This window comes from Vibrio breoganii (genome assembly GCF_001677275.1).
Lineage (GTDB): Bacteria > Pseudomonadota > Gammaproteobacteria > Enterobacterales > Vibrionaceae > Vibrio > Vibrio breoganii.
On the sequence record NZ_CP016177.1, the window covers coordinates 1,686,512 to 1,711,244 of the forward strand.

At 46.0% G+C, this 24,733-nt stretch carries 12 protein-coding genes and 1 pseudogene; 3 read left to right on the forward strand and 10 right to left on the reverse strand.

What is annotated here, in order from left to right:
* Position 1: 1 nt before the first annotated feature.
* From A6E01_RS07810 to A6E01_RS07820, 3 genes are all read right to left on the reverse strand, one after another.
* A complete protein-coding gene (locus tag A6E01_RS07810) occupies positions 2-4,978 on the reverse strand; it encodes a 2-oxoacid:acceptor oxidoreductase family protein (protein ID WP_065210001.1) in 4,977 nt (1,658 codons plus the stop codon).
* Between the two features lie 248 nt (positions 4,979-5,226).
* Entirely contained in the window at positions 5,227-6,258 is a 1,032-nt protein-coding gene (locus tag A6E01_RS07815; protein WP_065210002.1) for an HlyD family secretion protein, read from the reverse strand.
* Positions 6,258-6,719, reverse strand: a complete 462-nt coding sequence (locus tag A6E01_RS07820; protein WP_017027615.1) for a hypothetical protein — start codon at positions 6,717-6,719, stop codon at positions 6,258-6,260. The genes A6E01_RS07815 and A6E01_RS07820 overlap by 1 nt, the downstream gene beginning before the upstream one ends.
* Before the next feature lie 285 nt (positions 6,720-7,004).
* On the opposite strand from A6E01_RS07820, the gene A6E01_RS07825 reads away from it, so the two are divergent.
* Positions 7,005-8,705, forward strand: a complete 1,701-nt coding sequence (locus tag A6E01_RS07825; RefSeq protein WP_065210003.1) for an RluA family pseudouridine synthase — start codon at positions 7,005-7,007, stop codon at positions 8,703-8,705.
* Between the two features lie 3 nt (positions 8,706-8,708).
* Here A6E01_RS07825 and recQ read toward each other — a convergent pair whose 3' ends face one another.
* From recQ to A6E01_RS07840, 3 genes are all read right to left on the reverse strand, one after another.
* Positions 8,709-10,871 carry a DNA helicase RecQ gene (gene recQ, locus A6E01_RS07830; RefSeq protein WP_065210004.1) on the reverse strand — a complete coding sequence of 721 codons (2,163 nt, stop codon included), beginning with the start codon at positions 10,869-10,871 and terminating at the stop codon, positions 8,709-8,711.
* Between the two features lie 85 nt (positions 10,872-10,956).
* A complete protein-coding gene (locus A6E01_RS07835; RefSeq protein WP_065210005.1) occupies positions 10,957-11,328 on the reverse strand; it encodes a rhodanese-like domain-containing protein in 372 nt (123 codons plus the stop codon).
* Positions 11,329-11,398: 70 nt separating this feature from the next.
* The gene (locus A6E01_RS07840; RefSeq protein ID WP_017027619.1) at positions 11,399-11,692 is read right to left on the reverse strand and encodes a hypothetical protein; all 294 of its coding nucleotides are present in this window, start codon (positions 11,690-11,692) and stop codon (positions 11,399-11,401) included.
* A gap of 203 nt (positions 11,693-11,895) precedes the next feature.
* Between A6E01_RS07840 and A6E01_RS07845 the strand changes: the two genes are divergently transcribed.
* Positions 11,896-13,560: an AMP-binding protein gene (locus A6E01_RS07845; protein WP_065210006.1), complete on the forward strand. Its 1,665-nt coding sequence runs from the start codon at positions 11,896-11,898 to the stop codon at positions 13,558-13,560.
* A gap of 65 nt (positions 13,561-13,625) precedes the next feature.
* Here the strand turns inward: A6E01_RS07845 and gltS are convergent, their stop codons facing one another.
* The 3 genes from gltS to A6E01_RS21660 all read right to left on the reverse strand — a co-directional run bounded on the left by gltS (position 13,626) and on the right by A6E01_RS21660 (position 16,730).
* Positions 13,626-14,840: a sodium/glutamate symporter gene (gene gltS / locus A6E01_RS07850; RefSeq protein ID WP_017027621.1), complete on the reverse strand. Its 1,215-nt coding sequence runs from the start codon at positions 14,838-14,840 to the stop codon at positions 13,626-13,628.
* Positions 14,841-15,134: 294 nt separating this feature from the next.
* Positions 15,135-15,959, reverse strand: coding sequence for a YeeE/YedE thiosulfate transporter family protein (locus A6E01_RS07855; RefSeq protein ID WP_065210007.1), 825 nt, complete (start codon positions 15,957-15,959; stop codon positions 15,135-15,137).
* Positions 15,960-16,289: 330 nt separating this feature from the next.
* On the reverse strand, positions 16,290-16,730 hold the full coding sequence (locus A6E01_RS21660) for a helix-turn-helix transcriptional regulator (protein ID WP_335673594.1): 441 nt from the start codon (positions 16,728-16,730) through the stop codon (positions 16,290-16,292).
* Positions 16,731-17,096: 366 nt separating this feature from the next.
* On the opposite strand from A6E01_RS21660, the pseudogene A6E01_RS07870 reads away from it, so the two are divergent.
* Positions 17,097-18,264, forward strand: a pseudogene (locus A6E01_RS07870) (IS3 family transposase).
* A gap of 255 nt (positions 18,265-18,519) precedes the next feature.
* On the opposite strand, the gene A6E01_RS07875 reads toward A6E01_RS07870, so the two are convergent.
* The gene (locus A6E01_RS07875; protein WP_065210008.1) at positions 18,520-24,708 is read right to left on the reverse strand and encodes a DEAD/DEAH box helicase; all 6,189 of its coding nucleotides are present in this window, start codon (positions 24,706-24,708) and stop codon (positions 18,520-18,522) included.
* Positions 24,709-24,733: the final 25 nt, after the last annotated feature.

The following is a 24,733-nucleotide window of genomic DNA, read 5'->3' on the forward strand; positions in this document are numbered from 1 at the left end:
GCTACACCTCCGAAGTCTGCGAGACATTAACGTGAATGATCTCGGCGTCACACTCATCAGCAATGCGCGAGGCTCGCTCAATAAGCTCGTTGGTAATCACCAGGCTATCAAAGACGTTAGGGATCACCCGGCTGACTATCTTTGCCTTGCCCTCTTCGATGATAGTGGTCTTTTCAAACAACTCCGGAAGCTGTTGATAGCAAGTTTTACAGTCCGTACAACTTGCCATATCGGATTCAGCAATACTCACTAATCTATCCACTGCCCCTCTTACCGCAGGCGTTGTATCAGTGGACTCGATTTGCGTCACCGGAATTTGCACCTCGCTATCTACGGTAAGTGCCAGCTCTGCCAATCCGTTAGCTATGGTGTCTATGGTTTGCTCATTGCGCTCAACCGCTTGTTCATAGCGCGCTTTCCACTGGGCAATCTCTGTTTGATGCTCTGCCTGCACCTTAGCTATTTGCTGTCCGCTCAGATACTGCAGCATGTGCCAGTTGTTTAACCGCTCTTCGGTGAGCGCGACAATAGAGCTTGATACCGTGAGTTGGATTAGATGCTGCGAGCTATCTACAGACCAGATAAACGGCGTTTTATCTGCGCGCTCACTCACGCTCATGCCAACATAATCCGCCAGTTCAATGAGGTTGCGCTCACTGGTTGCAAGAGAGAAATGCTTCTTAAAGCGCCCCTCACACAAGGCAAAATCAGCAGGGGTGAGCGCCGTTTCTAGAAGCTGACTCATTCCATCATCATCCAGATAGGTGATCATCTGCTGAGTCCAGTCTTTCTGGATATCGGGATTACCCTCTAGCGAGAGCCGCTCAGCCAATGTTTCTCCCTTGCGTGGATCGTGCACAAATAGTGGGTTCATACGGCTCTCAACGGCAAAGCGTGAATGCCTAGTGCTGGCGTCATCGGCAATTCCATGCTCGCCCATGCATGGGGTATACACATCAAACAAAGCAGGGGCATCTTGATAATTGAGATACTCCACTAAGTTAGACATAAAGTGCCCTTGTATGGCTGTCGAGGTTTGCACTACCAAGACCTCAGGATGGAACATCGCGATGATACCTAGCTCTTTTCGCGCCTCTTGCTTACCACTATGTGCGCTGCCCACTCGGCTCAAATCTGAGTCTTGAGCAGTAAAGCTTGCGGTTGAGGCTTGTCCTCCCGTATTGGAGTAACTCCCCGTATTGAGCACTAACACCTTAATTGGCGTAGAGGTTGTCAGCAGTCGAGATAGCGCGCCAAAACCAATGTCGTAGGTGGCACCGTCCCCGCCGATGCTGAACACTGTGGGCAGTAGATTGAGCTCATCACTAGAGAGTTGTTGCCATTCTAGATAGGTAAGCTGCTTATCGTGGACGCTAGGATCATACAGGTCTTCCACTTCCAACTTGGCACAGCGCAGCGCCTTAATCTGCTCTAGCTGATTGGCGACTTCACCCTCAAACAGCCCCTTAGCCAGTGCTGGCGTATCTTGGAATAAGCTGTTTACCCACGGCACTTTATAAGGGTTGGATGGGAAGGTGGAGGCATACACACTGCTACAACCTGTGGCATTGGCAATCAGCGCATCGGCCGGCCCGTCACCTGTGGGTCCATGCTCAAACTCATACAGGCGTCGCTCCAATACCTTAACCGTCTCTTCAATGCGTTGAACACGCTCAGGCTGTTGCTCTGTTTCAAACAACTGACGATGTTTACTCTCAAGCCTGTCCAATAAGGTCTCTAGTTGAGCTCTGTGAGTCTTATTGCGGCGCTCTGCCATGGCACGGTTGATTGAGGTCACCAAGCGAAGGGCTGTGACTTCCCCGCAGCCGCGGCACGCGCCGTGACCTGCGCTCATTGCATAGTAATTGTCTCTATCCAGTAATAAGCGCTTAGGCTCTTGGCCATCGATAAATCGAATCGGCGTGTTTGGAAGCAACGCTAGCGTTTCGAAGCTGTGATGGAGTTGCTCATTGAGCTCAGTGGTTTGACGCACCTTTTGCAGCGCGTTAGGGCCGCACACATCCACACACTCCATACAACCACTGCACTTACTCGAATCTATAGCGACCGAATACAATCCTCCGCTACCGGGCATGGCTTTTTCCATAGCATCAAAGAAGGGCTTAGTACGCGCCACTGGCATAGATTCTAATGCGATACACACACTCGCAAATTGCTGTTGAACCTTGCCATCATTGAAGGTCATGCTATCAAGCATCGATGCAATGGCTTTATGCAGAGGAAGTGATTCCTCTTTAGAGTGAGTGCGATAATAATGTCTTACTGCATCACTCAGTTTCGGCACCTCGGCTTTCAGGGCTGAGATTTTCGCTGGAGGCACAGCAAGGGTCCCTATCGCATTATTGATAAGGTCATGCACCTCATGCACCGCATTGGGTATCGCGCTATCTGGACAGGCGATGGTGCACTCCATACAACCCGTACACTTATCAGGATCAAACAAAGGCACATTCAAACGGAACAATCCCTTGTTCTTGGTTTTTGCGCTAGAAGGCGGCATAAACATGCCCGAGCCCGGGATAACCGGCGCTTCAGCAATGCTGCCATCGGCATAGTGTTTGCCTGCAATGCTATCAAAGTAATCTTGGTCAAACAGACAGCTGCTGGCACGAGTTGTTTTATCATCTAGAGTGACTTGGGCGCTGTTTTCGCGACTAGGAACGAACTCCTCGTAATCTTGATAACGGACCTGTTTAGTGGCATGCATGCCCTCGCGAATCACGGCCATATTACTGTTCACCACTGCTTGGCCTTTGCTGGTAAACTTCTTGGCTATTTGCTGCTCGATTCGGTTTAGCATTGCCTCTTCATCAGCACTGCCTATCACTTGGCGAGCATGCCCACACAGAGCGCCAATGAAGGCGATGCCCATCATACGGATCTCTAGATCTCGACTAGGGGCTTGCTCTTTGGCTACCTTAAAGGCATCCACAATAAAGAAGTCGATATTGTTCTGGCGAATGTACTGTCTGGCGGCTTCTGGGATCTCTTTCCATACTTGCTCTGGAGTATGGTGTGTTTGCAGAATAAAGGTGCCGTTTTGGGTCAAACCCGCTAACGGGTTGGTATGCATAAAGACCTTGTGATCAGGGGATAGAACCACCTCTACCTCTTGCAGTTCCGCATTAGTGATCTTTATCGGCTCTGGTGACAAGGTAATGAAGAAGTTGGTAGGCGCGCCGCTCTTTTCTGAACCGTATTTAGGCATGGACTTAGAGTGCAGCTCTAATGCGCCAGCAAGGATATCGGTTAATAACTTGCCCGTAGCAATGGTTCCGTAGCCACCCACTGAGTGAAAACGCGTACGTATCGCCTCAAATGGAAGCAATTGGGGATTCTCGTCGGTGGACAATGCCATCAACTCAGTCTCTGGATAGGCGTCCTTGAGTCTTCTTTGTATGACCTGTAATTGCTCAGAGGCTTGGTTATCAAAAAACTGACTGCCGAGGTAGAAGAAAGGCTTACTTTGCACCGCTTGCATATTTGCAAATGCCGCAACGAGGTGACGAGGCTGCAGATCGTGGCCACCTAGCCCAAAAACGCCAGTGCTGATTTGCGGTAGCTCACGAAGAAACGGAATGTTCTCATGGCGATGACTGTCAGCGTTTTCTCTTGCTTTAAATAAGGCTCGAGTGACGCGCTCAGTTAATTTGGTTTCATCACAACGCTCTAATATGGTCACGGCTTTCTTGCCAGTTAATACCTCGATGAGCTGCGCTTCAGGGAAAGGTTGCAGCTGCTTAATACTGACCACCCCTACTTTTTCGCCCTTACCTCGAAGATACTCGGCCACCGCTTCAGCATCGTCTGTCACTGAGCCCAGACCTAAGATCACATAATCTGCATCTTCACATTGGTATTGCATGACAGGGGAATATTGTCTGCCGGTAAGCTGGGCAAACTCGCGCATCGCTTGCTTGATAAACTTAGGCACATCCGATTGAAAGTGGACCCTATGATCAACAATCCCGGCTTGATAATCGGGCTGATTTTGCACACCACCAGTCAGACCGGGATTATGAGTATCCATTAGCGCCGGCACTCGTTGACGACTGCCCTTTTCATAGCTGTTAACCCACACTCGTCGCCATTTTTTGTGCAGCTCTGCTGGGATAAAGTCCAATGTATGGGCGATTAACCGGCCTTCTTTATCTTGCTCTAGCTGCGCTTCATTGGCCTTTAGGTAATCTTTAATATCCCGTAATTTATCAGGCCAGAAGTCATCTTGATGCTTGTCTAAAAAGACATTGAGTTGCCAAATACGCCCCTTAGCACCATACAGCATCTGCTGTGCTACGGTTGGCGCTTGAATGCGCTCTGAAGGATCGCCTAGGTAGGTTTTTAAAAGCTCTGGCTCAGGTAGCCGTACTTCGCTTTGAATATGACTGGTGGCAAACCCGTCCATGCAGTTAGCAACCGGTATTAGCGAGAGTGCACTGACTCGATAAGAGATAGCGGCGAAATCAGCCGCTTGTTGAGCATTACTGGCAAACAAAGTGGTGTAGCCAGCAGACAGCAACGCATATACATCATCGTGTCCTGCCATCACATTCAAAGAGTGTCTGGAGACCGAGCGCGCTGCCACATGCAGTACAAAGCCTGCGGCCTTTTTACCTACCGTCACATAGTGGGATTCCAAGCCATATAAGATACCTTGGCTTGAAGAGGCATTGGAGATGTATTTGCCACCGGTAAGCGCAGCACCCAGTGCGCCACTTTGTGCAGAATGCTCACCCTCGGGCTCGAAGAAGAACGGATGCTGTCCCCATACATTCATTCCGCCTTGAGCACGAAATGCTTCATACAGCTCTGAGATTTCTGTAGAGGGGGTGATGGGATAACCAATAACACCGCCGCAAACATAATCCATAACATGAGCAACCGCTCCGTTGCCATGAATGACGGCTGGTGTACCGGGATAAGATGGGTATTCGATGGTCTTTGATAAAGAGGACATGCGCTGTTTCTCCTAAACAGGTGGACAAACAGACCGCACGCAATTGCAGTGTTATTTACCCACAAACTAAGTCAAGATCACGCATTTCGCCTCAAATTTTCTTCCACATACGACAAAGGCACATTTGCGTGCTGTTTAAATTCTACACCGCAAATATGCCTTATGCTGTCTATTCACTCACAAATTGTAGGGTTTTATTTGATGCTCAACAAAAACTCTCTATTTACTGAATGAATACTCGGCTTTTACTATAGAGCGCTAAGGTAAGCCTTCAATGATTTCAGCCTAACTGTTGCCCCGCCAATGATATCCATGAACCCTAAAATTGGGTGTGGTTTAGTAGCAGAAATCCACGCTGAACCCGTTGCACCGATTGGGATGTTGTAGCCTTTTGGTTCTTCAAATTCAATAATTACCGTTCGGCCATGTGTACCGGCGTTGCTTGCAACATGTTGAGTGACATTTTGAGCACCATTTTTCACCGATACCGTTGCCTCACCAGTTCCACTAGTAATACTGTGAACCTTACCGCGGAATACTTCACCCGGGTGAGAGTTAACATAGAACTCAGCAAACTGACCCTCTTTGATGTAACGATAAGTTTGATCGCTCACACGCATCTCCATGAACTTTTTGCTGGTATCGTAGATGTGCATGTTACCAGTGCGAGTACCCTTCGAGATATTCACTACACCAATCTGACCATCAAATGGTGCAACCACTTGGTTCATTTCATTAAGCCATTGGTTCTCTTTAATTTGAGCGTTAATGGTTGCAATCTCAGCACGCAACTCTGACAGGCGTGAATAACCTTGCATGATGGCGTTTCTTACGTCATCACGCTCTGCTTGGCTGCTGTACTCTTCAAGCTTCATTAGACGTGCCATTGTGGTTTCGTCTGTTTTGATCTGGGTTTCGGTTGCTGATATTTGGTGCTTTATCGCTTCAATTTGAGCTTCAAGACCTTTGATTTCTTCAACAGAATCTGTGGCTTCAAGGGTATAAAGCAAATCGCCCTTCTCAACAACTTGGTTATGGTTAACCATAACGTTTTCAACCTTTTGTCCAACCAAGGGACTCAATACCGCATGCGGAGCCTTGACTGTACTACTATCCGTTAAATCAACAGGTGCCCAAAAGCGACTGACAGTAAACAATGTCATGGCTAGGAACACCCCAAAACTGGTGATGTAGGTAGCGTTACGCAGATTCCACTTTATGACTCCAGCTTTAACCAGAATCCACATAATGAATACATAGGGAAGCATGATCTCTTTCATTATTTCGTCTCCTGCGCTGACGCGTTGCCCTGCGCGATACCACGACGGATTACGCCACTTAACGAATTGCCAATGATGTCCCAGCGAGTGAATGCAATCACAATTGCTAATACCCACCAAGTTTTGCTAATAAACAAACCACACAAAGATAAAGCGAATACCACATTGGTATGGGCGCTGTTGCGATGCTCACTCTCGTGAACCGCAACCTCGTGCAATTGCCATAGCAAATAAGCGACGTAAGCAAAGATAGAGATGGTCACCACGAAGATGAGACCCATGAAGATTTCAGAATTGAGGAGTTTAATGATGGAAGGATTACCATCGACAAACTCGCTAGCCGGCATCGATTTGCCGTGAATATTGGATAAGGTAGAGAAAAATAGGGAGGTTGCAGCTGCAGCGCTGAGGACTCCAATCGCTTTTATTAGCCACTTTAAAACACCGAACAATCTTTTCATTACTCACTCTCACTTTAGTTGGGCTCTAAAAATACGTATGGTAGTGACTACGTATGGCGCCCTAACTTCAAAGAGTGTTGGCCATCTCCCTATTCCGTAATCTCCATAACACAGTCACAATAAATAACCTTGAGGATTACCTCCAATTATTCATTTCTATACCTGATATGCATGAAAAGTATATTGAATAGAAAAACGCGCTATGCTGGTAGATGAGACTGGTATTCAATACAATCTGCCCATCGGCTCTATATCCAGCCTCCGTTTCGTATTAAGGTACCGTCCATGAGCATCGACCCGCTTTTCACCCAATTTGAACAAGCCTCCTCTTCACTACCGATGCCGGAGCGGTTCACCTTCCCTTTTTATTATGATCCGAGCCCGCTAACGGTCATCGCCTGCGAACGGCTACAAAAGAGCCTGAGTTCAAACGCTCGATTTAATGAGCTTTTTTGCCTGCAAGACGATCAGAGCCTAAATACAGAACTAAGCCCTTCAGCTAGGGGCAAGATGTTTGGTGTGTTGGTGGTAAAAAACAGTGCCGGAGAGCTAGGGTTTCTCAGCGCTTTTTCTGGCAAGATTGATGATACTAACCATCATCAAGGGTTCGTGCCGCCAGTGTACGACATGCTGGATGATGACGGTTTTTTTAGGGGTGAATTAGAAAAGGTCAACGACGTTTCCAAAGAGCTAAAAGCCTTTGTAAGCAACTGCAATATCGAGCCGCTAAAACAGCAGCTTTCATCACTGATTGAAGAAGAGTCGTCTCAAATAAAGGAGCTGCAAGCTGATATCGCGGACAGTAGAAAGCGTCGAAAAATCGAGCGAACTCAAGCGCAAGGCACCCTATCAGAGCAAGAATACCAAGAGCTTGAGAAAAACTTAGCTAGACAAAGTGTGGCGCAAAAGAATCAGCTAAAGTGGCTCAAGCAAGAGTGGGCAGATAAGCGAACCGCACTGACTGAAAGAATCTCTCACATTGAGCAGACCATCGCGGATCTAAAAGCCCAACGCGCAGCTTTGTCCAATCAGCTGCAGCACAAGATCTTCGCCCATTATTCTTTCTTGAATGCCGACGGACAGCGTCAAGATCTGAACCAAATATTTGCCCAAACTGCCTATAAAGTGCCACCAGCGGGAGCCGGAGAATGCGCCGCGCCCAAGCTAATGCAATACGCCTATCTTAATGATTATACGCCAATCGCTATGGCGGAATTTTGGTGGGGTCACTCACCTAAATCTGAGATTCGTCAGCACAAACAGTTTTATCCTTCGTGCATGAGTAAGTGTCACCCGATCCTCTCGCACATGTTACAGGGCTTAGAAGTCGACCCTAATCCGCTGCTAGAAAATCCTGCACAAGATAAGCCTTTGCCTATCCTCTATGAAGATGAGCACATTGTGGTGGTGAATAAGCCTGAAGGGTTTCTTTCTGTGCCTGGTCGACACATTCAAGACTCAGCGTTTTACCGCATACAGCAAATGTATCCCGATGCCGAAGGCCCCTTTGCCCTGCACCGCTTAGACATGGCAACCTCAGGTTTGTTGATGTTTGCCCTCACTAAGCGTGCGAACAAATCCCTGCAAAAGCAGTTCATCTCTCGTGAAGTAAAAAAACGCTACGCGGCCTTAATTGATGGGGAACTACAGGAAAAAGAAGGGGATATTAGGCTGCCTTTATGTGGTGACCCTTATGACAGGCCAAGGCAAATGGTGTCGTATGAGGAAGGCAAGCCTGCGCACACTCGCTATCAACTTCTAGAAACCATTGATGGACACAGCAAGGTCATGCTGTATCCAGAAACAGGTCGCACCCACCAGCTACGAGTTCATTGTGCTCACGCCGAGGGGCTCAACATGCCCATCATTGGCGATACCTTATATGGCCGCAAAGACAAAAGATTGTATCTGCATGCACAGCAGCTCAGCTTCACCCACCCCGTTACTAAAGAGTGGGTCACCTTTGAGGCCGATATTCCGTTCTAGCGACTAACTCGCTAGCGTAGCCAGCTGCTGCTGGTAAGCAAAGTGGCCGACGACACAGCGCAAAGTGCCGTAATCGTATTTGGCGTCAAAGTGCTCAAACAGCGGCTTTAGCTTTGCCTCAGTGAGACTATTGAGCTGCTTAATGGCAGCGTCAAACTCTTCTAGTTCGAAGGGTTCAATATCAATCACTTGTTGCAGTTGGCAAGCCCCAAGCTCTATGGCTGATGCTAGATGACTCATCACGGTGTTGAGTGCAATTGCGCGCTCTTTAGCCACCAATTCGGCATCGTTCAACGATTGAAATAACTCAAGGGTGGTTTGCTCTGTGGCGCTTAATGTAGGGAGCTGTTTAGGCTGCTGATTCATCAGTGTGATAATCGGCTCGCCATACTTAGCGACCTTAGCTTCACCAAAACCGGATATTTCACCTAGCGTGTCTAATGTAGTGGGTCTCTTTAGGGCAATATCAGCCAAGCTGGCATCGTGACAAATCACATAGGCCGGGACGTTTTGTTCCTTGGCCAGACTTGCACGAAGCTCTCTTAGCTTCTCAAACACCTCGGCATCTTGAGCTGAAAGCGCACTGCTTTTTTTCACACCGCTGGATTTTTTCTTCTTAGCCTTACGAAGCTCACGCAGCTCTATACTTTGCTCACCCTTAAGCACAGCGCGGCATTGCTCGGTCAGCCTTAGATTGTTATACATACCCTCAACAGTCAGGTAATTCATTGCAATGAGCTGTCTAAATACCCCCTTCCACTGCTCAGCGGTAAGCTCAGTGCCAATACCAAAGGTAGATAGGGTGTCGTGACCAAAGCGCTGGATCTTGTCATCACTTTTACCAAGTAGCACATTCACTAGGTGCGTCACACCAAAGCGCTGGCCTGAGCGATACACAGTAGAAAGCGCCTTTTGCGCCGCCTGAGTACCGTCCCATGTTTTAGGCGGGTTTAAGCAATTGTCGCAATTGCCACACGCCTGCTCTAGTGACTCACCAAAGTAACCTAACAAGGTTTGACGGCGACAAGCACTCAGCTCGCAATATCCAAGCAATGAATTGAGCTTGCCCACCTGCACTTGCTTGTATTCTTGATTGCCATCAGAGTTTTCCACCATCTGCTTTTGCATAACAAGGTCTTGTAAACCGTAAGCCATCCACGCATTTGCCGGCAATCCATCACGCCCTGCACGCCCAGTTTCTTGGTAGTAAGACTCGATACTTTTTGGCAGGCTAAGGTGCGCGACAAATCGTACATCGGGCTTATCTATACCCATACCAAATGCAATGGTCGCCACAATGATGACGCCGTCTTCTCGTAAGAAGCGCTGTTGGTTTTGATTCTTTTGCTCGACAGACATGCCCGCATGATAAGGCAAAGCCACTCGCCCCTGATCAGCAAGCCAGGCTGCAGTTTCCTCGACCTTTTTGCGTGATAGGCAGTAAATGACTCCCGCATCTTGGGCATGGTTGTTCTCAATAAAGTCCCATAGCTCATGCTTCGCATTGGCTTTTTCGCTGACATGATAACGGATATTAGGACGGTCAAAACTATGCACGAATACCTTGGCATCAGAGAGATGCAGCTGTGCGATAATTTCTTGTTTTGTACGCTCATCGGCCGTTGCGGTTAAGGCGATACGAGGCACATTGGGAAAGCGCTGCGGTAAGATGGACAGCTTTTGGTATTCAGGTCGAAAATCGTGTCCCCACTGGCTTACACAGTGTGCTTCATCAATGGCAAATAACGACAGGCTCGATTGCTCAAGAAGGTTAAGAGTGCGCTCCATAAGCAGGCGCTCTGGAGAAACATAAAGCAGTTGTATCTCGCCGCGCATTACCGAAGCTTCGACTTCAAGCTGCTCATATTGATCTTGAGTGGAGTTTAAAAAGGCACACGCCACGCCCACTTGTCTTAGGGCGTCCACTTGATCTTTCATCAAGGCAATCAGTGGCGATACCACCACACCGACACCCGAACGCACCATTGCTGGGATCTGGTAACAGATAGATTTACCGCCACCAGTAGGCATCAGGGTCAGAACATCTTGTCCGTGCACCACGCTCTCGACTATGGCTTGTTGTTGGTGACGAAAGCTGTCGTAACCAAAAACAGAATTTAGTACATCTATAGGCTGGGGTTTAGTGGCGTGCTCGAACTGACTCAATGCTGAAGATCCTGAGGGTTAAATGAATAAAAAGGATAGCGAAGAGTCAGCCAAAAAGCTGTGGGTAATAGTATTAAATCACCTTCTATTCAGAAGACGATTCTTGCTTCACTGACAACATCATTTGCAATCCGCCGCCATTATGCACGTGTTTATACCCTTTCGTCAGTAGTATTTGTTTCGCATTACCTGAGCGGTTGCCACTGCGGCAATACACCACAATATGATCGTCCTTATCCACAAAGGACAGATCGGCATTAGACAGTTCTGAAACAGGAATATTCATCGCATTGTCGAGATGCCCGCCGTTGAACTCTTGCGGCGTTCTCACATCAATCACGGCTGCGCCAGAGTCAATCCACTCCCACGCCTGCTCTGCACGCTCTGTGGCGAAAGCCCCTGTGGCAAAGATCATGCTAGGGATAAGTAGCGACAGCGCCATTAATCTCTTGATCATAAAGCTCTCCTGCTTCGCTTTAGGAAAATAAGCTCCAATCTACTCTAGATTCCACCCATTCCGATGAAATCTAGTAGATCTCCATCACCCAAGAGCCCAGTTTTTTCTCCTGCCAAAGCTCGATAATCATAGGTTCTAGTGCCGCAATCACGCGTTTCAGGTCTTCAGGCGTTTTGCTGTCGTTAAACCACCCATTGATTGAATCTAAATTGAAGGCAAGCTGCTTCAAATTACCAGAATTGGTGAGCAGTTCTTCACCATTAGTAGCTTGTTCTTGTTCGGATAACTGTATACGAGATTCAAAATACTGATCCCCTGCCCTGTACAGGTTCCAACCGTCTTCTCGTGTGGCTAAAAGTCGCATATTTGATTCCCTATTTTTTACTCATAATAAGCATAATCACAACACACCTATCTTGCTAATCAAAGGATGCACTTCACACACTGGTGGTTTGAGAGATGAAAATTATCGATGTCTTTACCGAGCGCAAGTTTATGAGGTAAAACAACAAAAAAGAGCAAGAAGTTAGGTAAAATAGAGGCTTATCAACATCAGTAAATTGCACTATGACCACATCGAACAAACCTTGGTTAAACACCTACCCTCAAGACGTACCAGAATTCATCAATATCGACCAATATGCCAATATCAACGAAATGTTCAAAAAGCCATTTGAACAATTTGCGGATAACACCGCATTCGTCAATATGGGACACTCTCTTACCTACCAGCAGCTGAATGACAAAAGTGATGCATTTGCGGCCTACCTGCAATCAGAACTGAAGGCAAAAAAAGGCGATAGAATCGCGCTAATGATGCCCAACCTACTGCAATACCCTATTTGTATTTTGGGTGCACTCAAAGCAGGACTGGTCGTGGTAAACGTCAACCCCCTCTACACGCCTCGTGAGCTTGAACATCAACTGCGAGATTCTGGCGCCACCATAATAGTGGCGGTGACGAACTTTGGTGACAGCTTGCAGCAAGTCATCAGTCGCACTAGCTTAAAGCATGTCATTCTTACCAGCATTGGTGATGAATTAGCGCCTCATAAGCGAACTTTGGTTAATTTTGTAGTGAAATACGTAAAGAAGATGGTACCTAAGTACCACCTTCCAAGCGCTATTTCACTGAGACGAGCACTAACCCATGGCAAACGCCTAGACTTTAATCCGCCAAAGATTGAGCAAAGCGACCTTGCTTATTTGCAATATACTGGTGGAACCACAGGCCTTGCCAAAGGCGCAATGCTCACACACAAGAACGTGATGGCCAATGTGCTGCAGGTGTTCGGACACTTCGGGCCACGCACAGCAAAAGACAAAGAACACGCCGTCACACCCCTGCCGCTTTACCATATCTTCGCAAACTCAGTGAGCATGATGCTGATGATGTATATGGGGGGCAGCAATCTGTTGATCACTAACCCTAGGGATTTAAACACCTTTGTTAATGATCTCAGTAAGTACCCGTTTACCATGATATTTGGCCTGAATACCCTCTTCGCAGCCCTAATTAATCATGCAAAATTTAAAGAGCTCGACTTCTCTAACGCTGAGTTCACTATTGCTGGCGGCATGGCGACACAAAAACACATCGCCGATGAATGGCAAGCCATCACTGGGATGCCAATTATTGAGGGCTACGGCTTGACCGAGTGTTCGCCAGTAGTTGCCGGTGGCGTCCATACTCAGCAGCAATTTGTACCGGCCATCGGAGTCCCTCTACCTAGCACAGAAATGAGAATCGTAGATGATGGCGGAAATCCTTTACCCACCACCCAAGTAGGTGAGATTCAAATCCGCGGTGACCAAGTCATGGCTGGGTATTGGAAACAAGACGCGGAAACCAAGGCTGTGCTCACAGAGGATGGCTGGCTAAACTCCGGCGATATCGGTCGCATGGATGAAGACGGCGTTTTCTATATTGAGGATCGTAAGAAAGACATGATTCTAGTGTCGGGCTTCAACGTATTCCCAACAGAAGTTGAAGAAGTTGCCACACTGCACCCGAAGATCATTGAAGCGGCTGCCGTTGGCGTGCCTGATGACGTTGCCGGAGAACGCGTTAAGCTTATCTTGGTCACTAACGGCTCGGTTTCTGTAGACGATATTAAGAAACACTGTCGCCAGCATCTAACCGGTTACAAGATCCCGAAGGTCATCGAGTTTAGAGAAGAGTTACCAAAAACCAATGTAGGCAAGATTTTGCGCCGAGAGCTGCGCGACTGATAGCCAATGAAATGGCATTAACAGCTAGAACGCAGGCCTAGCTCTCTAGGCCTGCATTTGACTGTTTACAAACCTACGAAGAAGCTGATCACTAGCGCATTCACAATATCGATAAAGAAACCACACACCAATGGCACCACGATAAAGGCCTGCGGACTCGCACCATAACGACTGGTTACCGCGGTCATATTCACAATCGCAGTCGCGGTAGAGCCAAGGGTAATACCCCCAAAGCCTGAACAGATAACCACCGAGTCGTAGTTTCTGCCCATCAAGTAGTAAACCACTAGGATAGTGAATAGTAGAGATAGCAGAATTTGAGCTGACATAATCACGGAAATGTAGCCAAACATGCCGTCTAGATCCCAGATATGAAGCCCCATCAACGCCATAGTTAAGAACATACCAAGACAGATATCAGAGATCATAGCGAGCCCTTTACGACCATCTTCGATCTTCTCTTTAGTTTGACGTTTCTGGAAAAGAGCCCTTCCTATATTACCGATCAAAATACCGGCAATTAGGCAACTCACAAATAACGGTAATTTATAGCCAGCCGCTTCAATAGACTCACCGATAGTGTAACCTAACATCAAAGTGACATTTAAAAATAACCAAGCCCGTAGCACACCGTAGTGACTCAGTTCTATAGTTGCTTGTTTGTCTTGAAACGCACCCACAGCAACGTCTTCTGAATTTGACGGGCTCACCTTGTGCTTATTCAGCAGATAGTTAGCGATAGGGCCACCTATAACACAGGCTGCGATTAGGCCAACGGTGTTTGAAGCTACGCCTAACTCCATTGCATTACTGATGCCGTACTCTTCAACAAATGTTGGCGCCCAAGCGAGAGTCGTACCAACGCCACCAATCAGGCTGACCGAGCCAGATAACAAGCCTGCTTTAGGATCTAAGCCAAACGCTGTGGCTACCGACATGCCAACAACGTTCTGCAGTACGATAAAGGTGCCAGCAAGCACCAACAAGATGAACAGCGGTCGTCCACCCTTGATAAGGGTTTTCAGGTCCGCTTGTAGGCCAATGCCTGCAAAGAAGTACAACAACAAAAAGTCTCGAACTTCTAAGGTAAACGTGACTTGAATGTCAAAGACATAATAAAGAACAGCAACGGTTGCCGCACACACAAACCCGCCGATAACCGGTTCAGGTAGGGAATATTTCTTCAATACCTCTGAGCGCTCAATAATCGCTTTACCAATAAACAGCAATGCAATGGCGATGGTAAAGGAGACGAGCGGTGGTACTAATACTTCTGACATAAATTAATCTGTTCCTTGGCAATGAATGCAATGACGTATGAAATACAACGATAAGCTACAAGTGTAATGTAAATCTCAAGAAAATCCTTAACTTATCTATATCAATTGCTCAAAAGAGAAACTAAAGAAGAATATATAACTGAGATTTCTCTAGGGTTAGTCGCGCGAAGTTTAAGCAAATATCAATGCTTCATATATAAAAGGAAATTGCGTTCACATATAAACGTGGATGATGTGTTTGACAGCAAAGTAGCTAGGCTATTTGTAACTGAGTAAACAGCAGTTGCCAACAGCCTACCGTTTAAGCAAAGTGCCAGTATAAATACCAACGATGATAGACAGTACGGCTACGACTCCCGCTGGAGATAGCGCAGGGAGAGCGACAAGCAGTTGTGTATCATTACCGCCTCCCGCCAATACCGCCCCAAAACCCATTAAACAGCCTGAGCCCAAATGCCATAAGTAACGCTTCATCTTCGCGGTTTGTAAACGAAACGACTGAGTCGCGATAGCAGCGATTAACATGCCTAATACCAAGCATGCTATAAGCATAAATCGCTCTGCGCTTGGCCAAAGATGTTCTGCGTCATTCCACACGTAAAAACTCACATCTTTAAGCAGTCCACTTGGCGTCCAATGGGGTTCGAAGACAAAAATGCAGCCAGCCATAAAACCGATAGCCAACATCGACAGCCACAGTATTTGACTCGCTTTATTCAATCGAAATATAAACAACCCAAGCAGTATCGAGCCAACAATGAGAGCGCTGTATTGTATCGCCACCGGCATCTCGTATCTATTGGGCTTGATATCAACCATCAAAGTAGAAAAAGCAATCCAAGCCACAATCCACCCAGCGATGGTCGCAAGCATAACCAGTTGTCCACGAGCCAAACGACTGATCGTAGACACACCACACCCTTGATTAAGGGCTGCGCCCAAACCAAATAGAATACCACCCACGGCAAAGTGCCAACTAGGGAGATAAGTAGTAAATAGGTTTTGTTCAGTAACAACGTAGATAAGGCCAATGGAAAGCCACGAGAATGTGCCACTAAAGATAATAGCAATGAGAAACATAGGATTGCCATCACGGGCTTCTTTAACACCGCGCACCATGCACAATCCAGTAGATTGAGCTAGGTATCCCAGTATTCCAATCAGTATTAAGGACAGATATAGCAAAAATGCTCCGATATCTATAGAAGGCAATTTGAATAAGATAACTATAGTAGAGAGGAGAGGATAAAATAGAGAGGTGTTTTTTGAAGCGTCAGAAACGAAAAAAGGCCTGATAAATCAGACCTTTTCGAATGTGGCGGTGAGTGAGAGATACCAAGTGAAAATTTAAACTCATGATATTATTGAATAAAATTCAAATCCTTGCCATTTTCTACCCTTTTCTCTACTCACTCATCTTTAATTTGGTTATGTGATCTAACTCAAAGTTTAACTGACCTTCAACGTCGTTTTACGCGAGGCAATCCAGTCTAAAACTTCACTTTCTACCCAAGCGACACGCCGCTCCGTCAACTCGATTTGTTTCGGAAAACCTTCCTTTGCCATCAATTCATAAACCGAGGATCGAGGCAGTTTGTAATCACTGGCTAACTGAATCGTTGACAGCAAACGAGGCGGCAAGGAAGCATACTCTTTGTTCTTGAAGTCATAAGTATAGCGATAGTTGCGATCACGTGCGCTGATCTTCCCTCTCACCCAGTCTTCGATATCACTGCGTGCCCACACTTTAGCGCGACCATATAGGGGGATACTGGTTGGGAATTCCCCCAGTTTTTCTAACATCCATAACGTGCTTTTCGACAATGTAGTATAGAGACTGACATCGTGAACTTTCATGTGTCGAGCAAAGTGCGTGTAATGTTCTGTCATTGTTTTCCTTAAAACTGTGACTTCAAATTAGGCAATGAGAAATCTCATCACGGTGTTTCAAAATCACGATAAAGGAAAAACGAAAAATGGAATAACTTATCGTCAAATCTTTCGTCTTCGCTCTCAAAAATAATGTTTTAAGATAGTTCGACTTTAGTAGTTCCTTTCCAGTGAGGCATGAAGCATAACTATGATTCGCTATGAAGGTCGAAAAACTACACAAGCATGCTTTCATCTTGAACCAAACTGGACAAACAGATACGACAGAATTGCTTGGTAATGACAGTTACGAATTGTAGTGGCATAGTTAATTTGGCCACCTGATTAGAGGTGCTAGAATGCACCTCGTACACAACAGGTGAAACTATGACAAAACGTACAAGAAGAACTTTTAGTCCCGAATTTAAGCTAGAAGCCGCTCAATTAGTCACTGACCAGGGCTATACCGTTGTTGAAGCAGCGAAGGCGATGAACGTAAGCAAGTCAGCTATGGACAAGTGGGTGAGACAGCTCAAGCAAGAGAGGCAAGGTGTCACGTCAAAAGCTTCACCGCTCACCCCTGAACAGATCGAGATCCGTGAGCTTAAAAAGCGGATTGCTGAACTGGAAGAGCACAATGAAATCATAAAAAAGGCTACTGCTCTGTTGATGTCGGACTCACTGAACAATTCTCGATAATCGAGAAACTCAAACAGAGCTACAGCGTTGCCAAGCTGTGTAAAGTGTTCGGTATCCATCGAAGCAGTTTTAAGTATTGGTGTAAGAAGCCTAAGACTCAATCTGAAGAAGATGTCCGTCTACGAGCCCTAGTCCAAGAAGCTCATTGCGTTAGTAACGGCTCAGCCGGTGCGAGAACCATTGCCAGTATCATAACGAACTCGGGCATCAAGTTCTCTCGCTACAGAGCGACTAAGCTGATGAAAAAGCTTGGATTAGTTAGCCGACAACTTCCTAAACACCGCTACAGCAAAGCAGCTCAGGAGCACATTGAAATCCCAAATCATTTAGATAGGCAATTCGCTGTGACTGCTCCTAATCAGGTCTGGGTCGGCGACGTGACGTATGTGTGGGCCGGAAATCGTTGGAGTTATCTTGCCGTTGTAATCGACCTCTTTGCACGTAAACCAATCGGTTGGGCGATGTCATTTTCGCCCGATAGCCAACTGACAGGTAAGGCGCTTAAGATGGCCTATGAGTCACGCGGTAAGCCCTCTAATGTGTTATTCCACAGTGATCAAGGGAGTCATTATACGAGTGGTAAGTACCGCCAAGTGCTTTGGCGATATCAGATAAAACAGAGTCTATCTCGACGAGGAAATTGCTGGGATAACAGTCCAATGGAACGCTTCTTTAGACTGAGTGGGTGCCAGCCAGTGGCTACAGTAGTTTATCTGAAGCTTGGAAGAGCATTGTTGGCTACATCATTAGATACTACAGCCAAATCAGACCGCACCAGTACAATGGTGGTCTAACACCGAATGAATCGGAGAGGCAGTATTGGGAAACTTATAAAGACGTGGCCAATTTTAGTTGACCACTACACCACTACCTCCAAGCCATGGTTAACCTCTTTAATGAGTTGCTTACTACCTTTATACGTCTCTTTTACTAAACCCCAAAATCCCACAATAACTCCTCGACTAAAAAACTGTGAATCATAATCTTAAGTAGCTCTCAGCTACTTATTTGATGCTTAGAGACTGTACACCAGCAACTCAAACAGAGAGCTTTATAAGCTTATAAAGCTCTCTGTCCCAATAACAGTAGAATCTTCGCCAAGACTTTTTGACTAATCTAACGAAAAAAATACTGGCGTTGACGCTCTACCAGAATGTACTTGCCACTTTCCATCCACAATAGCTTGAACTTGTTCAGCTTCATCTTTGTGATGTGGAAAGTCATTCTTGTAGTCTCGAGTATCAACCCACCAATAGCCAAAGCCTTGATCTAGCCAGATTGAAACCTGGCTACCATCGCTAAGTACAAGTTTAAGTGTTCTGGCGTGCGGCATTTTGTTTTTTGGAATCGAGAGAAACTCAATATCTAATTTAGTATGCTTAATACAAGCGTCTACAAGCGAGGCTCTGTCACTTTCATATTGCCAGTTATCTTGCACACTTACTGGCTCATATCGACTATCTTGCAGAATAGAGGTGACTATTTTGGCTTTACTACCTTTGTAATGCCCTATTAAAGCTCCTACTGTGTTGAGACACAGGGAAAAAGGCAAAGGTGAGCTCAAATACCTGTCACTGTAAATGACCTCTACTACCTTATTATTCTGCATTTTGTCGAGCAACAGCCCTGACGCTTTAAAGACATGTGTCCAGAAAAGGCTACCAAAAGTATTCACCTCAACATTCAATTCATCATTAATAAAAGCTTTTCCTATATCCTTTCTGCTAGAGTCAATTTCAACATTCAACTCTTGATATTGTTGAGAGCTATTTATGCCAGTAATTAACTGTTTAGTGTCATCTGTAGGGCAACCCCAACATGTAGAAAACTCACCACCATCATCAACCTCAGCAAGCAGTGTGAACTTTTTATCACTTGGATCTTTACGCTTTAAACTGATGTTCGGATGATTTGCCAGCCAAGACAGTGTCACTAACGCAGAAGTCGTAAATTGATGACTAACATCACATTCAACGACCAGCGATACCGACGTTTCTCGAGCCCAATCGTACAAAGGCGTTAACAGAGACCAGTCATCGATACTATCGATTTGATTTAGGGAGAGGTGAAGATATAGGCTTCCAGTTTCTTTATGGGCAGAAACTTGCTCTATCGCAGTAGTAAGCGGCCTAAGCTCTCGACGGTTTTGCCATTCAAATAAATGAAGCCCATCGGGTAGAGCCATGCGATTGAAGAAGTCTATGCTCAGAAACTCCACGACTTTATGGCGATTCAATTGGTCCAATGCATGTTGGGATGAATAGTCCACTAAGCATCGATGACATGCTTTATCGCAACTACAACCAATAGCCTTGGATTTTACTTTTTGTAGTAGTTCTACTAAAAACTCTGAAGCCTTTATTGAAAATCCGGCACCTCCAGACGCTGAGTCATAAATCACGATAGCTTGAGCAGGATTCTCTTTGTAATTAATAGGCTTGGTCAAACAGCCCATCTCATCATTCTTTATTCCCAATTTATCTGCTAGTTCATTTCGAAGTAGTACAGCAATAGAACGAGCCGTGCGTCTGTCATTTAGGGGACTGCCATCAGCATTAAACAGTACTAATTCGAATACATCAGAATGGGTGCTATGCCCTAAGAATATTGGTCCCTTTATCGCAAAGTCCTTTAGATTTCCCTCGCAAGTACGTTCACTTTCTCGATTCAATTGGCCTTTACCGCCTCGCAATCGAGTATGATTTGCCAAGACATCATGAGGAGTTTGGCCGTCTTTACCAGACATAGACTCCATACGGCCACACTCTAGGCAAAGCGCATACCCCTCTTCAGACAAACCGGCGCTATGGTAATATATGTGGCCATCATGACTATCCCTAAACACTGCACTAGGGTTCGAGCTTACCTCATTCCATTCACTTCCCTCTACCGTAATCCATGGGTCATTCACTGGAACATGTACTAGCTTCGAAATATCGTTGTGAGGCTTGTTTCGAATATCGATAGCAAAACTGCCAGGCTCTATGAAGCGATGAAAATGTTTAGGATCAAGTTCTTCACTGCAGTGCTTGCAGTTTTCAGGCATAGCTCTTGAAATACCACTCGCGCCGCAATGCCCGCAACGCCAAGCCCATAATAAAGCCTGGATCTCTTTAACTTGATCTGCTGATGCTGGGCTGTGCCAGTTTAAGAGTACCCCACTTGATTTATAGACCTGTCCATCAAGCACAACCTCCGCACCTGGAGCATAATCTCTAATCGCAACAGACAGATCCCTTGATGGGTAGTCTCGAGCACTGTGAAGATTATCGATACGATGTTCAAATTGTTGATTAGCCGATGCTTTGCTTTCTTTTAGGGCCTGGATAGCTCGTTTTCTTCGATTTATCGATTCAATATTATCGTTATTAAGAGCGACGACATCAGTTGGGAATCCATAACCAGGTAAAAAGCCCTTTCTTGCCAATTCAGAAAGCAAAAATTCACCCTCTAGTCTCTGAATTTGGGTTTCTACTGCGGCTTGAGCAATAGATATTCCACCGCTGCCGTCTTTGACTGCTTCACTTTGTTTCTTAAGTAGATTGTGCTCACTCAACCAGTCGGTCGAGATCTCTTTTAGCTGCAAAGCGGACTGCGATACAAGTTGATGCATTGGTATCGAATTTAAAATCGTTCTCGCTACTAACATTTTTAGGCCACCCTCAACTTCTGCCAAGGCTTCGGTTTTACACCAATCAATAAAACGATCAGCCTGCGATGCCGTGCTTTCATGAAGAGACAAAAAGAAGTTACCAGAGCTCAAACGCAAAGAGTTTTCACTATCGGTGTGACGCAAAAATACTGACATCAAAAGTGCATTGATGTGGCGTCGCACGATATATTCACTAGAAAGCGACACATTCGGAACTAATATCGGTGTATCAAAAGCCCATCGTGTTTGTTCGAAGATGTATTCTCCATGAGGCGTATTTTTGCAAAGAGTTAAGGCTACAGATTTTGTCTCTCCACGACGTCCAGCACGACCAGCACGCTGAAGATAATTCGCTGGGTTAGGTGGGGCGTTGTTCATAGCAACAACGGAGATACCACCGATATCTACACCCATTTCCATTGTGGTAGAACAACTCAAAACGTTGATCTGGCCTTTCTTAAATTTGTCCTCGTAGTCCCTTAACAAACGAGCTGGTAATTGCGCTGAGTGCTCAGCAACCCTGAAATAGGGCGTACGTTCTACAATTCGATCTGAGATGTCTGACCAAGCATTCTCTCTCCGCAGTTCAAGTATCGATTCTTGCTCTTGCCACGCTCTAACCTCCGACAGGGAAACATCGGTACCATCTTCAACGCGCCTTCCATAAGGGAACTCATAAGTAGGTGTTTCTAGCTCTCTACAAATTTGCTCTTCTCTAACTCCTCGGGCACTCAAGAAGGGAGTAATTTTTTGAAGGGGCGTGTCGATCATCTTTTGCGTATGAGGGCACTGCCACTTTTTATCATAAAGGCTAAAGCTAACTTGTTGTTCCAACTCTAGCCTGACACCATCACCACTAGCTGTCAGCACATGACGCTGAAGAACCTTCCAAGCCTCAGTAAGGATTGCATTAATGCGGTTTTTGGTTGCAACATCTGAAATATCTAATTGGAATGCTGTTGCCAACAGTCTTACCAACCTAGGTTGCACTGCACCTTTTCTTACTTGTGGCCACGACATTACATTTCGATGCGGATTATCGCTATTTGGTGCTATCAATAGGCCGGCGCTGAACTTAGCTCCAATCCAGCGCTGCTGCTCTTCACTCAGTGAAATAGCTTTAACCGCTCTTACATGAAAATTCAGGCATAAGGTAAGAAAGTCCACCCATTTTGCCTGCCCTTCATCAACAGAATTGAATAAGCTTGTCCAATCAACAGGAGCTGTGTTCCCTTTGTCTTTGATATTTGGGTATTCCATTCTTATCAAACCAAGAGTCTCTAGGGTGTTTTGTCTTTTTGGTCGACTATTAAACTCTCGAAGTAATAAAAGGCGTGCGAGCAACAAAGGGTCTTGCACCATGATCATTTTGTCGTCGAATCGGCTGTAGGAATCTTTAATCCAGTAAAGCAGCTCTTTTTCCTTAACAAGCTCTTGCTCAACCTCTTTCCAAGGAATGGAGATATCACCAACTTGGCTAAGTTCTGCGATCTTATCTTCCATGATCTCAACCATGTCGTCATCGCCGTCTTCTTGAAACATGGCTAAGCGTGCACGGTATTTTTTTAGATTGGCTTCTTGCTCAGGTGAGAGCGTTCCACTTTTCAAGGTTCGATCCACCACAAGATGAAACAACGCAGAACGTAAAAACTGCCTCTCTGCATCCTGCTGAGATTTTGCGGAAAACCTTGCTGTACCCTGTCGACTGTCGGTAAACGTAATCATGCGTCGACCATTCCATGGTCCTTTTGCCTGCTCTTTTTTACCATCCTCACAAAATTCAAGAAGTGTAGGCAGCACTGTTGAGAGCATAAATGGTGCACCATTACGGAAGTGGCGATAAAACTCAAAATTTTGAATCTTAGTGTGCTGACAACACGGGCATCTCAGTGCCAATCCACTACCGCCTGACTTTGCGTAGCCTTCAACGCGATGCACAACGAACCCTTTATCACTTCTTTTTGTCGACAAAACGCCGTCATTCTGTAACCAATGCTCTCCTGTTTCCTCAAAGTTACTCTCTGCGAGTAAACAGCGGCTAGTATGTTCATCCTCAGTATCTTCATCTTCCTCATGAATCTCAGCTTCTGTAGGCTCTAAATCCAGAGTAAAATCATCGACATTGGACTCAGGCTTAGCAAGATACAAACGGCTATCACCCGTCTCCAAGTTGGTCGCTTCATCAGCAAGTAACAAACTGGTTCCACATCCATTACAGCTCACCATATCAAAGACAGGTGAACCACAATCACACGTTTCTCGCCTAGACATATAAACCATGCCGAAACGCCAATCGAGAGCTTCCAATGGCGTACCCTGCTTGGCCTTACATTCAGAGTTTGAACATGCCCAAAGGCCACCAGCAACTCGATGAAATAGGTGTAAACGAAACGGAATGAAGGCTTGCCCATCTGGGCCAATCGTTGAAGCACAAACATCCATCCATTGAAGAGCTAAGCGTGCCTCAATTGGCTCCTCGGTTGCCGAGAGCACTTTACAAATCTCGCTCAAGGTTAGACGGTTGTCTTCAGAACAAAGATGTTGTCTCAGCACTCGCAACGGCGTCATGGCTTCAAGCATTTCATATCGCTTCGCCATATCGCTTTCTCGTTTTACTGTTTCAATATCCATCGGAAGATTTTGATCAGCTTCAACCAATTCTTTGATTTCTCTCTCACCCTTCACTAGATGAACTTGAGAAATATCAACACCTGCAACGTCCGCCAGAAAGGCCCTAAGCTCATTGTCCGAGTCTTTACCACCGATTGTTGCTGAGGTTGCAACAAAGCGAACCTGCTCAGACTTAACACCAAATCCATGCATCACACGTCTAAGTAACAAAGAAAGCTCAGCTGCTTGAGAGCCGATGTAAGTATGGGCCTCATCGAGAACTATCCATCTCAATTTACCCTTCGACTTATTCAGAATCGGCTCATCTTTTTGACGCACAAGCATATATTCCAGCATGGTCGAGTTGGTCACCAAGATCTGTGCAGGACTCTCCCTCAGACCTTTACGAGAAAGTTGTTGATTCGGCTGTTCTTTTTGCAGCTGCGCTGGTACCTGCTCTTTGGTTTCACCGTTATAAAGACAAAACTTAACATCAGAGCCTAATTGGTGAGTCCAAGCTGCAAGTCGGTCTCTCTGGCTATTAATCAAAGCATTAAGTGGATACAGAAACAGTGCTTCCACCCCTTCTGCTCCGCTTCTTCGACGAGTAATGTCATTTAAGATTGGAACAAGGAAACACTCTGTTTTACCCGAACCTGTGCCACTACTCACTATGACCGAGCAAGGCTTTTCATCTGTTAAATGAGCCCAAGCTTTATGCTGATGCTCATAAGGAAACCAGCTGGAATCAAATCGATAATCTTCCTCTAGTTCTTTCGGGGGATTCGCCATAGCATGCACAACCTTTTCTTCCAAAAGGCCACCTGCCAGAGAGTTCATTGACTGTTCAAAAGGTTTCCAGCCAAACGTTGCTTCAAAAACAGGGTCTCCGAGAAAAGAGCCATCAATTCCTGGCGATGTAGAATATTTCTGCCAAAGGAAATCCCTTAAAGGTTTAGAGCGAAGGCCAAACTGTCCAAGTGTCGCGCGAGATGCTCGCTTAGTTAGCTGATCAATTATCGATTCAAAATATTCCATTGTTTTCTCTGTCTTTTTATTCGGC

What these genes read in the sequence shown, in the direction of transcription:
- A6E01_RS07810 (WP_065210001.1), bottom strand. Translation starts at nt 4,978, where the DNA reads ATGTCCTCTTTATCAAAGACCATCGAATACCCATCTTATCCCGGTACA.
- A6E01_RS07815 (WP_065210002.1), bottom strand. Translation starts at nt 6,258, where the DNA reads ATGAAAGAGATCATGCTTCCCTATGTATTCATTATGTGGATTCTGGTT.
- A6E01_RS07820 (WP_017027615.1), bottom strand. Translation starts at nt 6,719, where the DNA reads ATGAAAAGATTGTTCGGTGTTTTAAAGTGGCTAATAAAAGCGATTGGA.
- A6E01_RS07825 (WP_065210003.1), top strand. Translation starts at nt 7,005, where the DNA reads ATGAGCATCGACCCGCTTTTCACCCAATTTGAACAAGCCTCCTCTTCA.
- A6E01_RS07835 (WP_065210005.1), bottom strand. Translation starts at nt 11,328, where the DNA reads ATGATCAAGAGATTAATGGCGCTGTCGCTACTTATCCCTAGCATGATC.
- A6E01_RS07840 (WP_017027619.1), bottom strand. Translation starts at nt 11,692, where the DNA reads ATGCGACTTTTAGCCACACGAGAAGACGGTTGGAACCTGTACAGGGCA.
- A6E01_RS07845 (WP_065210006.1), top strand. Translation starts at nt 11,896, where the DNA reads ATGACCACATCGAACAAACCTTGGTTAAACACCTACCCTCAAGACGTA.
- gltS (WP_017027621.1), bottom strand. Translation starts at nt 14,840, where the DNA reads ATGTCAGAAGTATTAGTACCACCGCTCGTCTCCTTTACCATCGCCATT.
- A6E01_RS07855 (WP_065210007.1), bottom strand. Translation starts at nt 15,959, where the DNA reads ATGGTGCGCGGTGTTAAAGAAGCCCGTGATGGCAATCCTATGTTTCTC.
- A6E01_RS21660 (WP_335673594.1), bottom strand. Translation starts at nt 16,730, where the DNA reads ATGACAGAACATTACACGCACTTTGCTCGACACATGAAAGTTCACGAT.
- A6E01_RS07875 (WP_065210008.1), bottom strand. Translation starts at nt 24,708, where the DNA reads ATGGAATATTTTGAATCGATAATTGATCAGCTAACTAAGCGAGCATCT.